12 protein-coding genes and 1 pseudogene are annotated in these 13,468 nt (G+C 39.3%); 4 read left to right on the plus strand and 9 right to left on the minus strand.

Annotated elements, in window-relative coordinates; genetic code table 11:
* Positions 1 to 103: 103 nt before the first annotated feature.
* Positions 104 to 1,822, plus strand: a complete 1,719-nt coding sequence (locus ABDV70_RS10305) for a proline--tRNA ligase (protein ID WP_343597537.1) — start codon at positions 104 to 106, stop codon at positions 1,820 to 1,822.
* Positions 1,823 to 1,878: 56 nt separating this feature from the next.
* Here the strand turns inward: ABDV70_RS10305 and dcd are convergent, their stop codons facing one another.
* Together dcd and ABDV70_RS10315 are read right to left on the minus strand one after the other, a co-directional pair.
* Positions 1,879 to 2,448, minus strand: coding sequence for a dCTP deaminase (dcd, locus tag ABDV70_RS10310; protein ID WP_343597539.1), 570 nt, complete (start codon positions 2,446 to 2,448; stop codon positions 1,879 to 1,881).
* 143 nt (positions 2,449 to 2,591) lie between these two features.
* Positions 2,592 to 3,188 (minus strand): LysE family transporter, encoded by a 597-nt coding sequence (locus ABDV70_RS10315; RefSeq protein WP_343597541.1) that lies wholly within the window; start codon positions 3,186 to 3,188, stop codon positions 2,592 to 2,594.
* A 384-nt stretch (positions 3,189 to 3,572) separates the two neighbouring features.
* Between ABDV70_RS10315 and ABDV70_RS10320 the strand changes: the two genes are divergently transcribed.
* Complete coding sequence (locus ABDV70_RS10320; RefSeq protein WP_343597542.1) at positions 3,573 to 4,130, plus strand: DUF2062 domain-containing protein; 558 nt, start codon at positions 3,573 to 3,575, stop codon at positions 4,128 to 4,130.
* Between the two features lie 103 nt (positions 4,131 to 4,233).
* On the opposite strand, the gene apbC is transcribed toward ABDV70_RS10320, so the two are convergent.
* Positions 4,234 to 5,484: an iron-sulfur cluster carrier protein ApbC gene (gene apbC, locus ABDV70_RS10325; RefSeq protein ID WP_343597544.1), complete on the minus strand. Its 1,251-nt coding sequence runs from the start codon at positions 5,482 to 5,484 to the stop codon at positions 4,234 to 4,236.
* A gap of 450 nt (positions 5,485 to 5,934) precedes the next feature.
* On the opposite strand from apbC, the gene metG reads away from it, so the two are divergent.
* Positions 5,935 to 7,995 carry a methionine--tRNA ligase gene (gene metG, locus ABDV70_RS10330; RefSeq protein ID WP_343597545.1) on the plus strand — a complete coding sequence of 687 codons (2,061 nt, stop codon included), beginning with the start codon at positions 5,935 to 5,937 and terminating at the stop codon, positions 7,993 to 7,995.
* Positions 7,996 to 8,049: 54 nt separating this feature from the next.
* Here metG and ABDV70_RS10335 read toward each other — a convergent pair whose 3' ends face one another.
* From ABDV70_RS10335 to ABDV70_RS10345, 3 genes are read right to left on the minus strand one after another with little or no spacing between them, the layout of a single operon-like run.
* Positions 8,050 to 9,117 (minus strand): NAD(P)-dependent alcohol dehydrogenase, encoded by a 1,068-nt coding sequence (locus tag ABDV70_RS10335; RefSeq protein WP_343597547.1) that lies wholly within the window; start codon positions 9,115 to 9,117, stop codon positions 8,050 to 8,052.
* A 44-nt stretch (positions 9,118 to 9,161) separates the two neighbouring features.
* Positions 9,162 to 9,992, minus strand: coding sequence for an SDR family oxidoreductase (locus tag ABDV70_RS10340; protein ID WP_343597549.1), 831 nt, complete (start codon positions 9,990 to 9,992; stop codon positions 9,162 to 9,164).
* Entirely contained in the window at positions 9,993 to 10,448 is a 456-nt protein-coding gene (locus ABDV70_RS10345; protein WP_343597551.1) for a cupin domain-containing protein, read from the minus strand.
* 170 nt (positions 10,449 to 10,618) lie between these two features.
* On the opposite strand from ABDV70_RS10345, the gene ABDV70_RS10350 reads away from it, so the two are divergent.
* On the plus strand, positions 10,619 to 11,539 hold the full coding sequence (locus ABDV70_RS10350; RefSeq protein WP_343597553.1) for an AraC family transcriptional regulator: 921 nt from the start codon (positions 10,619 to 10,621) through the stop codon (positions 11,537 to 11,539).
* Between the two features lie 17 nt (positions 11,540 to 11,556).
* Here ABDV70_RS10350 and ABDV70_RS10355 read toward each other — a convergent pair whose 3' ends face one another.
* The 3 genes and pseudogenes from ABDV70_RS10355 to ABDV70_RS10365 form a co-directional block, all read right to left on the minus strand.
* On the minus strand, positions 11,557 to 11,721 hold the full coding sequence (locus ABDV70_RS10355; protein WP_343597555.1) for an NF038215 family lipoprotein: 165 nt from the start codon (positions 11,719 to 11,721) through the stop codon (positions 11,557 to 11,559).
* Between the two features lie 148 nt (positions 11,722 to 11,869).
* Entirely contained in the window at positions 11,870 to 12,496 is a 627-nt protein-coding gene (locus tag ABDV70_RS10360; RefSeq protein WP_343597557.1) for a LysE family translocator, read from the minus strand.
* A 39-nt stretch (positions 12,497 to 12,535) separates the two neighbouring features.
* Positions 12,536 to 13,298, minus strand: a pseudogene (locus ABDV70_RS10365) (methyltransferase domain-containing protein).
* Between the last annotated feature and the right edge of the window lie 170 nt (positions 13,299 to 13,468).

Raw genomic sequence — 13,468 nt, forward strand, 5'->3', positions numbered from 1 at the left:
TTTCAGGATTTAAAATTTTATCTTGATTAGAGATACGCTAAAATTCCAATGTCGTTTTATCGTATAATCCCCATCGTCACTTTTTATCTTTAGGACAATGTTCATGCGCGCGAGTCGCTTTTTATTTGCTACGTTGAGAGAAACTCCAAACGATGCTGAAGTCATTTCACATCAATTAATGCTTAGAGCTGGGATGATCCGTAAATTGGCTTCAGGTTTGTATACTTGGTTGCCTATGGGTAAACGTGTGCTAAATAAAGTTGAAGCGATTGTTCGTGAAGAAATGAATCGTTCATGCGCTTTAGAAGTTTTTATGCCCGTAACACAACCTGCAAGTTTATGGGAAGAGTCTGGGCGTTATGTTCAGTACGGTCCTGAATTATTACGTTTTAAAGATCGTCATGACAATCCTTTTGTTCTTGGTCCAACGCATGAAGAGGTGATTACCGATTTAGCGCGTAACGAATTACAAAGCTATAAGCAGCTTCCAATCAACTTTTATCAAATTCAAACCAAATTCCGTGACGAAGTTCGTCCACGTTTTGGTGTGATGCGCTCACGTGAATTTATCATGAAAGATGCTTACTCTTTCCATGCAAATCAAGATTCATTGCAAGAAACTTACGATGTCATGTATGACACCTATTGCCGTATTTTCTCACGCCTTGGTTTGAATTTCCGTCCTGTCCAGGCGGATACTGGTTCTATTGGGGGTTCAGGCTCACACGAATTTCACGTTTTGGCATCAAGCGGTGAAGATGATATCGCGTTCTCTACAGACTCAGATTATGCAGCGAATGTCGAAATGGCAGAAGCGTTACTTGTTGGTGAACGTCCAGCAGCAGCCCAAGCATTACAAGTGGTAGAAACACCAAACACTAAAACCATTGCTGATGTTTGCGATTTCTTAAAAGTTGCGCCTGCGCAATCGGTGAAAGCATTATTGGTTCAAGGAAACGCTCAGGAAGATGGTCAAGTTCCTGTAATCGCCCTGTTCTTACGTGGCGACCATGAACTCAATGAAATTAAAGCTGAGAAACATCCACTGATTGCCTCACCTTTAACCTTTGCAACTGAGCAACAGCTTGAACAATATGGTTTGGTTGCTGGTTTCACAGGTCCACAAGGTTTAGTTGAAAAAGGCCTTACCGTAATTATTGACCGTGCAGCGTCTGTACTTTCTGACTTCGTTGCTGGTGCAAATGAAGCTGACAAACATGCTGTAGGGGTAAACTGGGAACGTGATGCTCAATTCAGCGAAGTGTATGACCTACGTAATGTTGTAGAAGGCGATCCATCTCCAGATGGCAAAGGGACGCTACAAATTAAACGCGGAATTGAAGTTGGTCATATTTTCCAATTGGGTCAAAAATATTCTGAAGCGTTAGGCTGTAAAGTTTTAGGTGAAGATGGCAAACCATTTACTGTGACCATGGGTTGTTATGGTATTGGCGTAACACGTGTTGTTGCGGCTGCCATTGAACAAAACTACGATGAAAAAGGTATTATTTGGCCGAAAGCCCTTGCACCTTTTGACGTTGCCATTGTACCAATGAATGCACACAAATCACCACGTACCTTGCAAGCAGCGGAAGAACTTTATGCTGAATTACAAGCACTTGGTTTTGATGTTCTTCTTGATGACCGTAACGAACGTCCTGGGGTTAAATTCTCTGATCTTGAATTAACAGGGATTCCTCATCGTATTGTCATTGGTGAAAAAGGTCTGGATGCGGGAACTTTTGAATACAAAGGCCGTACCGATGCAGAAGCGAGCAATTTAAGCAAAGATGCTTTGCTTGACCTTTTAAAACAAGCATAAAACAACCATATAAAAAATCCCGCACATTGCGGGATTTTTTATGGCGCTTGCTTCAATTAAGCTTTAGGTAAAGTAACGCCTACTTGCCCTTGGTACTTACCGCCACGGTCTTTATAAGACGTTTCACAAACTTCATCACTTTCAAAAAATAGCATTTGAGCAACGCCCTCACCTGCATAAATACGTGCAGGCAAGTTAGTTGTATTTGAAAACTCTAATGTCACGTGACCTTCCCATTCAGGCTCAAGTGGAGTGACATTCACAATAATCCCGCAACGTGCATAGGTCGATTTACCCAAGCAAACCGTTAACACATTACGTGGAATACGGAAGTACTCAACCGTACGTGCCAATGCAAACGAGTTTGGCGGAATGATACAAACATCAGATTCAATATCAATAAAGCTTTTATCATCAAAATTTTTAGGGTCTACAATTGCTGAATGCACATTGGTAAACACTTTAAATTCAGGGGCACAACGTACATCATAGCCATAGCTTGAAACGCCATAAGAAATTAATTTCTCGCCTTGTTCATTAAAACGGACTTGATTCGCTGCATACGGTTCAATCATCCCGTGCTTTTCACTCATCTCACGAATCCAACGATCAGACTTAATGGCCATTTATTTATTCCAAAATCATTAAAAATCGAATTTAAACTGGCGCTACTTTAACTTAAATCAAGCGCATTGAAAATGGCTGCCATTTGCTTAAATCAATATACGCCAAATTCAGACTGCTATAAAAATAGCATCAAAGATCTGTGTTAAATTAAACTTGTTAAAGCTGAATAGCTTACAGGCACTGAAAAAGACATTAAAATTAATGATGCTGTACGCTGCAAATTACACGGTGTTAACCAATGAATTTTATTTTTTGTCAAAATCTGACCAAAGACAATCCAGAAAAATGCAATTGGCACAACCAAAACTAAAAAAACAGCAATATGTAATAAATAACTATGCCATGTTACCCATGCACTTGCAGGGAAAATGGCAGATGCAAATAACAGTGCTTTTGGGTTTAATAATGTCGCAAAAAGTAACTGTCTAGGACGAATTGTGGGTTGATCAATATCAAGTTCTTGTTTTGCTGTTTTCCATAATTTAACAGCCAAATATAAAATGTAGCTGGCACTTATGAGTTTGATCATAATTGGAAGCAAGGGGAATGTTTTTGCAATCGACCCAATCAGGATTCCCCAAGCACTGATGGCAATCAGATATCCCAAAGCTTCTGCGGGTATTAATTTTAAAGATGATCCTATGCCAATTTTTATACCTGAAGAGGCAAGCAATGTATTTGTTGGGCCTGGTGTAAATAAAATGGTCATGACCAAACCAATAAAAATCCAAGAAATCATCCATTGACCTCAAATCCAAGTTTGGGCAAGAGTATTTCTTTTTGCCAATTTTAGCAAAATTTCAATTGTAAAAATTATTAATAAAACTTCAAATATCCTTATGATTTAACGTATTTTTCAAGCAAATTACACCATTGTATCATACCAAAAATTTTACTTTCTTCATGATCAAAACAGCCAATTTTGACTAAAATTGTGTTATGTTATGCATTGACGGTTTTTTAAACACCTTCTTTATATCAGGGTTTTTGTGATGTTAAAATCCCGAACCATGAATAAATTAAATGAGATCAATAAAGCAATTTTGGGCTTGATGACCTCTCATTTAAGGTGAAAATCATCATGGTCATTTTATATATCGTCCATGAATGAAATTGGAAATTTATGGTTAAACAACTTTTGCAATCGTGGTTGCCATCTCCTGAACGTGTTTCATCTATGAAAATGATGAGACTCTTTGGGGCAAGGACAGCAAATCCTTTGTTATGGTATGTCAACCGCCGTTCCATTTGTAAAGCAATTTTTATTGGAACTTTTTTCGGTTTATTGCCCATCCCTTTCCACAGTATTCTTATTGTTTTGGCGGTCTTGTGTTTTGAAGTCAACCTTCCTGTGAGTCTTGCTTTGGCTTGGCTCAGCAATCCATTTACCATCTTACCTATTTTGTATATTGGCTTTTGGTTTGGAACAAAAATTTTTCATGTACACATGATCGACCAAGCGATGCTCATGGGCGTGATGCATCAAATTGGAAATTGGATTCGTAACTTTGGTCACGGTCATGTTGACTTCAGCTTAGCCAAAATTTTAATGACAGGTCTTATGGTTGAAGCCTTATTATTTTCAACCCTGTTTTATGTTGTGATTGAATTATTATGGCGCTGGGGTGCAATAAAGAACTGGAAAAAGAGCCATGAAAACTTTCCTAAAGCCTGTGAATAACAGGATTCGGGAAGGGTTTTCGGTTTCACATTCGCTTTTTACTGCTCGACTATAAGCAATTAAGCAGGATGATCTGGTTTTCTCAGATCATCCTTTTTTTTATCTAAAAAATTCGATTCTGGTCTTTGTCTGGCTTTGGTAAATGCTCAATTTGAGTCAATAAGGCTTGGGCAATATCCATATAACTTTCATATGTTTCATCCATAGCAACCACACTTGGCTCGCCTTTGTCGGCATTTTCACGAATTTGAGCATTTAAAGGTAAACGCCCGAGCAACGGAATGTGATATTGCTCTGAGATTTTATCCCCCCCCCCATGACCAAAAATTCGCTCCTCAAAACCACAATTTGAACAAATATGTGTCGACATATTTTCAACAACGCCTAACACAGGAATATCTACTCGATTAAAGAGTTCAATACCTTTGGTTGCATCCAACAATGCCACGTTCTGAGGAGTTGTAACAATTACTGCACCTGATACAGGAATGCGCTGCGCCAAAGTCAACTGAATATCACCTGTACCTGGTGGCATATCAATCATCAACACATCCAAATCTGGCCAAAGTGTCTGATTAAAAAGCTGCATCAAAGCGCCTGTTGCTTTTGGCCCACGCCACGCCACAGGGGTATTATTATCGCCCGTTAAATGTCCAATCGACAAAACAGGCATGCCATAGGCTTCTAGTGGCACAAAGTTTTCATTTTCAATCAGTGGCGTTTTTCCTGCATTCCCCAACATGGTCGGAATACTTGGGCCATAAATATCGGCATCTAACACACCCACTTTTAAACCTAACTTTTGTAGACCTAAAGCTAAATTCACGGTAGTCGTCGATTTGCCCACACCACCTTTACCCGATGAAACCAAAATCACATGTTGAATTCGAGGATGTTTTGGAATATCACGCTGTTGTGGTGCCGCTTTTTGAATCGGTGGATTATTTGGATCAACTTCTTGTGTTTTTTCTGAAGCATCAACAACAGGCGGTAAACTACTATTCTCTACTTTTGCCTGTTGGTCATTTTTTTCATGATGTGAATGACTTCCACAACCGCCTGCTGTATGGCCTGTCTTTTGCTGAATCACATGCAAATTCAGCTCTTGGATGCCTGCCTTTTCAAGTGAGACGACCAGTTCATCATGAATTTGTTGCAAAATTTCAGCTTCAGCAGGCAATGTATTGATTGTGAGTTGTAGAATTTGACCTTGTACCTGTACTGAACTCATTCGTTCTTTTAAAGAAACATTTGAGTTAGGCAACATATAATTTTGCAAAATACGCTGGATTTCTTCCTCACTCACCCCCTGTGCGGGTGAAAAGACAGATTTAAGCGAAGAAAACCAAGACATATTGTTACTCCAAAACGAGAGACTGATTTAATCATGAATAGTGTACCCGTAACTCAGCAAGAGGTTAAGTCACCTGAACATCAAGCTTTTTGAATACGATTATAAAACCAACTGATTTACTTGGTTATCTTGTACAATCATCCTAAAATTCTGAAAAGAATTTATTTTAAATTTTTCCAATCAACAGGCTTGTTGATCTACATTGCCCTCAAAAACAATCTGCTTCAAACACACAACGCAAACTATCATGACTCAATTGATGATTCATCTTTGCTATGCCATAAATCATATATAGCTTATCCGACTATTTCGGGCATCTCTCTCACCTTCTTGTAAACTTGAGACGCTGTCATCTCTCTGCCCTTAAGGCAAAGATTATTAATCTTTGCTTATCTTCCTTCATCAGGTAAAATCTTTGACTTGATAAATACGAATGAGAGAACAGTTTCCGTGCGTAAAATTTTAGTCACCAATGCCCTTCCTTATGCCAATGGTCCAATTCATATGGGTCACTTACTCGGTTATATCCAAGCAGATATCTGGGTTCGTGCCATGCGCGCATTAGGTCATGATGTGACTTATGTCTGTGCGGATGATGCTCATGGTACAGCCATTATGCTACGTGCCGAAGCCAATGGTATTTCAGCAGAACAACAAATTGCCAATGTTCAACAAGAACATGAGCGCGACTTTGCAGGCTTTGGCATTAGTTTCGATCATTACGACTCTACACATAGCGAAACAAATAAAGCACGTTCTCAAGAAATTTATGTCAAAAACCGAGAAGCAGGCAACATCGCGATTCGCCCTGTGACTCAGTTGTTTGACCCTGAAAAACAAATGTTTTTATCTGACCGTTTCATTAAAGGCACATGCCCAAAATGTAAGGCAGAAGACCAATATGGCGATTCTTGCGAAGTATGTGGAACGACCTATAACGCAACGGAACTGTTGAACCCACGCTCAACTTTGAGCGGAGCAACACCTGTCGAAAAATCATCAGACCACTACTTCTTTAAACTGCCAAATTTTTCAGAATATCTACAAAAATGGACACGTGATGCAGGTCGTTTGCCTGTTTCAATTGCCAACAAACTGGATGAATGGTTCGATGCGGGTTTAACCGACTGGGATATTTCCCGTGATGCACCATATTTCGGTTTTGAAATTCCAGATGCACCGAACAAATATTTCTATGTTTGGGTTGATGCACCGATTGGCTATATGTCGAGTTTTGAAAACTACATTAAAACCAAACGTCCAGATTTAAACTTTGATGACTACTGGAAAAAAGACAGTCAAAATGAGGTTTATCACTTCATTGGTAAAGACATTGTTTATTTCCATGCCCTGTTCTGGCCTGCAATGCTTGAAGGCTCGAACTACCGCACACCTACAGGTTTATTCGTCAATGGTTTCTTGACTGTTAACGGTCAGAAAATGTCTAAATCTCGTGGTACATTCATCAAAGCAGAAACCTATTTACAGCATTTAAACCCTGAATATTTGCGTTATTACTTTGCTTCTAAACTTTCAGACAAAGTTGAAGATTCCGACTTAAACTTGGATGATTTCATTCAAAAAGTAAACTCTGACCTTGTGGGCAAAGTGGTGAATATTGCCAGTCGTTGTGCAAAATTCATCAATAAAGATTTTAACAATACACTGTCTACAACTTGCATTGAACCTGAATTGGTACAAAGCTTTATTGATGCTGGCGACTCAATTGCCAAAGCCTACGAAGAACGTGAATTTTCAGCGGCAATTCGTGAAATTATGGCGCTTGCTGACCGCGCTAACCAATATATTGATGAGAAAAAACCGTGGGCGCTTGCAAAACAAGAAGGCCAAGAACAACAAGTCCATGACGTTTGCTCAGTCGGTATTAACTTATTCCGTCAATTGGCTGTTTACCTTGCACCTGTCTTACCGACATTGGCAGAAGAGGTTCAGGCTTTCTTGAAATTAGACAGTTTCAATTTTGCATCACGTAAAACTATTTTGGTGAATCATGAAATTGCGCCATTCCAACCACTCATGCAGCGTGTAGATCCAAAAGCAGTTGCTGCAATGGTCGATGGATCAAAAGAGTCTTTAGGTGCGCCTGCGGCTGAACCTGCAAAAGCTGAAAAGAAAAAAGAAAAAGCCAAAGAGAAAAAAGCTGAACCCAAAATTGGTGAAGCAGACATCATCGGCATTGAAGATTTTATCAAGATTGACCTGCGTGTCGCCAAAGTATTGCAAGCTGCAACTGTTGAAGGTTCAGACAAACTTCTTCAACTGACTTTGGATGCAGGTGAAGCTGAACCACGTAATGTGTTTAGTGGTATTCGTGAATTCTATGCACCTGAAGACCTGAAAGATAAACTCGTCGTGTTGGTTGCGAATCTTGCACCACGTAAAATGCGTTTTGGTATTTCAAATGGTATGGTACTTGCCGCAGGTAATGGCGAAGGTGTCTGGGTGATTTCACCTGAATCTGGTGCTAAACCAGGTGATAAAGTGTCTTAATCCTAATAAGATGGTAAAAAAGCGGCGAATGCCGCTTTTTTATTCTAAAATTGATCAAACTGTTTCCGTTACTTTCAAACTTTGCATATCAATCACAAAACGATATTTCACATCACTATGTTCCATACGGGTAAATGCTTCATTAATTTCCTGCATTTGAATCATTTCAATGTCGGCCGTAATTTGATGCTCACCACAAAAATCTAAAAGCTCCTGTGTTTCTTGAATACCACCAATAGCAGAACCAGCAATTGAACGACGTCCTAAAATTAATGAAACAGTATTGATCATCGGTGCAAGTTCACCCAAGAACCCAACAAATACCAATGTTCCACTTAAAGTTAATGTCGGCACATAAGGATTAATATCATGCACATTTGGAACAGTATCAATAATTAAATCAAAATGATTTTGCACAGCTTGCATTTGTTCAATATCAGTACTCAATACAATATGATCTGCCCCAAGACGTTTTGCATCTTCAACTTTATTTAAAGAACGGGTAAATAAAGTTACTTCAGCACCCAAAGCATGGGCCAGTTTAATTGCCATATGCCCTAAACCGCCCAAACCAATTACGGCAACTTTAGAGCCCTGCCCAACATTCCAATGGCGTAAAGGAGACCAAGTGGTAATACCTGCACACAATAATGGAGGTACTGCTTTAATATCCAAATTTTCAGGCACACTCAGTACAAAATCTTCAGAACAAACAATACGAGTGGAATAACCGCCATAAGTAGGACGATGATCATGACGATCAGTGCCATTATAGGTTTGAATGCAACCCTCTTCACAATACTGCTCTAGACCGTGTTGACAGGGAGAACATTCACGACATGAATCCACCATGCAACCCACGCCTACCAGTGCTCCAACTTGAAATTTTGTAACCTGATTTCCAACTGCAACAACGCGCCCAACAATTTCATGCCCAGGCACAATTGGATATTGTGATCCATGCCAATCATTACGAGCCTGATGAAGGTCTGAATGACAAACACCTGAATATAAAATATCAATCAATACATCATCTGGACGTAAATCACGGCGCTCAAAATAGTATGGTGCCAGAGGTGTTGTATTTGATTCTGCTGCAAAACCAAGAACTTTGATACTCATATAAGATTCCTTTTTCGTTAAAATATAACAAGCTTTTAGCTCATTTATTGAGAAGCAAGATCGCCAAACCAATATGAAGATGTAACGCCACCATCCATCAGAAAATCACTACCTGTAATAAAACCACCGTCTGTACCCATTAATAATGCTGCAACATTGGCAACTTCGTCGGGTGTTCCTGCACGTTTGACTGGGCAATGGTCAATCATTCGACGATACCCCTCACCACGAGGGCCACTGAGTTCATCTTTTGCAAGTGGTGTCATAATAATGCCAGGGCTAATTGTGTTCACCCGAACACCTCGTTTACCCCAACGCACAGCTTCAGCCATGACTCGCAGTGCATTTCCTCGTTTAGAAAGCTGATAAGCGTATAATGAATCTTTAACGTGATCAGGCTGTAAAAACGGTAAATCTAATAGTTTTTCTACAGGTGTCTGTGCCAATGCCTGATTTTGCTCTAAAGTTAATGCTGGTAGTCGATGACCAGACTGAGAAGCAATCACAACGGCTGACCCTCCTTCTACAATAGCATCACCAAAAACATCTAAAATCAATGCTGTACCATAGAGGTCGACTTTTAAAATTGTTTCGGGTGATGCCTGCGAAGGGGATACACCGGCAGCATGTATAAGCCCTGTGATTTGTCCTAATTGCATTGCCGTCTCAAGTAATGATTCGACAGCATCACGTGATGCAACATCTACGGTTGCAGTACTTACTTCATACCCTGCATTACTCAATATATCTGCTGCCGCTTTTGCATTTTCTTGACGATGATCTGCTAATAATAGGTGCTTTCCAACACCTACTCTTCGAGCAATTGCCTGACCAATTTGCCCAGCACCAATCACAACCATGATTTTTTTTGTCATTCACTTTTCTCCTGATTTTTCATGATGGCACTCATACGGTTGTTTTCCATCATTTAGACCAGCGAAATATTCTTCATCAGTTACAGGCTCCAACCACTCTACAGCTTTTCCATCCAGTACCTCAGTGATTGCAATATGTGTCATGGCCGTTGTCGCCGATGCGCCGTGCCAATGCCGATGATTGGGCGGGCAACAAATTACATCTCCTGCACGAATTTCCACAATTGGCTCACCTTCACATTGTGTCCAGCCACACCCTGAAACCACAATTAAAGTTTGCCCTAAAGGGTGTGTGTGCCAAACAGTTCTCGCACCCGCTTCAAAGGTCACGCTGGCACTACTCGCTCTGGCTGGTGCTGATGGTGTCATATTCAAAGGATCAATTCTGACATTGCCAGTAAACCATTCTTTTGGACCTACAATGGATGCTTGTGAGCCTGCTCTTTTGAGTTCCATAAATAATCCTTAATTTATTTTTGATGAATTAATTCTACGAAAATCTCAGCCAATGGCTGTATGCTATTCCTCTTAAATACTTGCCTAATTCTACAAATTACAAGTTTCTTTCTCGTACAAACCATGTTGAATTGTTATGATGGTTTTATTCTTGTCCATGATGAGCTGACATGCCAACATCTTTAGATTTTTCTATTCAGCAACAACGCCTTGCTCAATTAATTTATCGACGGACTCAGGAAAATAGCCATTATGAAATGCCAGATTTAGGGCTTAAACTGTTCCGTCTAAATCATCCAACAGAACCAGTGGGTTATGTACAAAATGCAAGTTTATGCTTAATTGCACAAGGAAAAAAACAGGTTATTTTAGAAAATGAAAGTTATGTTTATGATCCAAAACATTTTTTAATTACCGCTATTGATTTGCCAATTTTAGCCAATATTATCAATGCTTCCCCAGAACAGCCCTATCTTGGATTAACCCTATCCCTTGATTTATCCATACTCACTCAGATATTACTTGAGCATCCATTCATTCAGCAGATAGAAAGTACTGAAAAAATTGGCATCGCCATTGGTCAAACAAACGCATCTCTTTTAGATGCCACGAGTCGTTTAATTCACTTGCTTGATTCTCCACAAGATATTGCTGTACTCGCCCCGCTGGTTCAAAAAGAAATTTACTATCGTTTACTTTTAACCAGTCAAGGACAGCGTTTACGGCAATTTATTTCACAAGGCACGCAAGGTCATCGAATTCTAAAAAGCATTGAATGGTTACGTCAGAACTTTACTCAACCCATTCAGATCCAGACACTCGCTGAATCAATAAGTATGAGCATTTCCAGTTTTCATCAACATTTCAAGGACATCACAACAATGAGCCCATTGCAGTATCAAAAAAAACTGCGCCTAAATGAAGCTCGACGGCTCATCATCACTGAAAACATGGATATTTCTTCCGCCGCCATAAATGTTGGTTATGAAAGCCCATCCCAATTCTCACGTGAATATCATCGTTATTTTGGAGTAGCACCGTCTTCAGATTCACGATTGCACAAAGCTGCACAGTCATCACAAGCATCCTAAAATATTATTCGCTATATTTAGGGCTTCGTAATATTATTCACTTGAAAATCCTGATCGTGAACAGGAACACCAGCAATACTCACAAAGCGCTGAATTGGTGAATATTGCGCCACTGTTTTTTTCTCACATCCTGTTATAAGCAATGCCACCATCATAGAAAAACCTATCACAATATATTTCATGACAAGATTCCTCCATTATTTTCCTTTTTGTTATTTTAAAACTAACATGTTCTTCCATTCATACAAGCATAGAAGTATTGTAATTGTGTTTATTTTTTAAACAAAAAAAGCCAAACAATAGTCTGGCTTTTTATTTCGATGAAGAGTGTTATTTGCTGGAGAAAATGAGTTTTAATCCTAAAATTGTAATCACACCACCTGCAAGTCGGTCAATGATGGTTTTAGTTTTCAGATAAAGTGCGCGTGGTTTTGCCAATGAAAAAAGTAACGTCACCAAAGTATACCAACCCGCATCAATCACGAAACAAACCACAGGTAAAACCACATAGTAGTAAGTCGGAATTTCTTTTGGCAATAAAGCTGTAAAAATACTGGCCAAAACCACAGCCGTTTTAGGGTTACTCAGTTGAGTGAGTAATCCCAACCGATAAGCCTGAGCATAACTCATCATGGGTTTATCGGTCTGATCGACATCTACAGGTTCTTTAGCATGTTTTAAAATTTTATACGCCAACCAAAGTAAATACAGACCACCACCTATTTTTAAAATAAGATAGGCTGATGGAACTGCCAACAAGACCGCCTGTAATCCCATCACAGCCAAAAGCCCCAAAATTGCAGCACCAGTACCTGTGCCCAACGCAGTAAATAGACCATGCTGACGCGATTTTGATACAGAAATTCGTACTACATGCACAAAGCTTGGCCCAGGACTCATCGCACCTAACATTAAGGCAATCGTAATTGAAAAAAGCGGAATCAATGAGTCAAACATGATCTGTACCAAATATCTAAAGTGATCTGAGCTATTTTATCATTTTTTTGCCAAAACAAGATAAAGTACATCACTTTGAAAAGAGCCATCAGCTTGTATCTGAAAATAGTCTTTGACCGTATTAGAAACAGTGTTTTGTAACTGACGAATGGTTTTGATATGAGATTCGGGTGTCTGCATTCGTTCGACCCAACTTTTAAAGTCTAATTTTAAGCTTTGCTTATCAATTTGTTCGACACCAAAACCTGCATATTCGGCGAACTGTATCCACTCCTGTACACTATAATTTCGAACATGACTTGGATCTCGAATCATCTCAATCGTTTGTAAAAAAGTATCTAAAATAGGTTGGCAATTGCTAACAATATCCACAAAAATCACTTTACCCTGAGGTTTAAGTACCCGATAAATTTCCTGCATAGCTTGTCCAACATGTTGCCAATGATGGGCAGAATAACGACTGATCACACAGTCAAACTGATGATCGGAAAAAGGTAATTTTTCTGCTCCACCCTGCTGTCCCCGAATTTGTGACAACCCTCTTTGTTGTGCCTGTTTGCATACTAAATCCACCATTTCAGTCGTCACATCATAAGCAACTGTCGTTTCAGTTAAATCAGCAACCTGATAACTGACATGACCACCACCACAACCTAGATCTAAAACCTGTTTCAATTGATTTTGCTGAATACACTGTCGCATTTTTTCAAATTCAATGCCTTGCGCATGGGCTTGCGCTGTTTAGATACGCTTCTGATTTATCTTTATATTGTTCTTGAGAAATCTGTTGTTGGTTGTTCATATTGGTACGCTCTTTGGAATATTTCCATTCAGAATAAACAGAACAATTCAAAAATAATAATGATGAATTTTAAATAAATACATAACAAAAAGTTATGTTTACAAAGAACCGACATCTTTTTAAAGATATTCGGACATTTTTGTCCGTAAAATAGATTTCTATTTTCTTTA

This window comes from Acinetobacter sp. (genome assembly GCF_039596015.1).
Lineage (GTDB): Bacteria > Pseudomonadota > Gammaproteobacteria > Pseudomonadales > Moraxellaceae > Acinetobacter.

Bases quoted from the DNA above. Each gene is read 5' to 3' on its own strand.
- apbC (WP_343597544.1), bottom strand. From the start codon at position 5,484: ATGTCTTGGTTTTCTTCGCTTAAATCTGTCTTTTCACCCGCACAGGGG.
- ABDV70_RS10305 (WP_343597537.1), top strand. From the start codon at position 104: ATGCGCGCGAGTCGCTTTTTATTTGCTACGTTGAGAGAAACTCCAAAC.
- dcd (WP_343597539.1), bottom strand. From the start codon at position 2,448: ATGGCCATTAAGTCTGATCGTTGGATTCGTGAGATGAGTGAAAAGCAC.
- ABDV70_RS10360 (WP_343597557.1), bottom strand. From the start codon at position 12,496: ATGTTTGACTCATTGATTCCGCTTTTTTCAATTACGATTGCCTTAATG.
- ABDV70_RS10340 (WP_343597549.1), bottom strand. From the start codon at position 9,992: ATGACAAAAAAAATCATGGTTGTGATTGGTGCTGGGCAAATTGGTCAG.
- ABDV70_RS10350 (WP_343597553.1), top strand. From the start codon at position 10,619: ATGCCAACATCTTTAGATTTTTCTATTCAGCAACAACGCCTTGCTCAA.
- ABDV70_RS10335 (WP_343597547.1), bottom strand. From the start codon at position 9,117: ATGAGTATCAAAGTTCTTGGTTTTGCAGCAGAATCAAATACAACACCT.
- ABDV70_RS10320 (WP_343597542.1), top strand. From the start codon at position 3,573: ATGGTTAAACAACTTTTGCAATCGTGGTTGCCATCTCCTGAACGTGTT.
- ABDV70_RS10355 (WP_343597555.1), bottom strand. From the start codon at position 11,721: ATGAAATATATTGTGATAGGTTTTTCTATGATGGTGGCATTGCTTATA.
- ABDV70_RS10345 (WP_343597551.1), bottom strand. From the start codon at position 10,448: ATGGAACTCAAAAGAGCAGGCTCACAAGCATCCATTGTAGGTCCAAAA.
- ABDV70_RS10315 (WP_343597541.1), bottom strand. From the start codon at position 3,188: ATGATTTCTTGGATTTTTATTGGTTTGGTCATGACCATTTTATTTACA.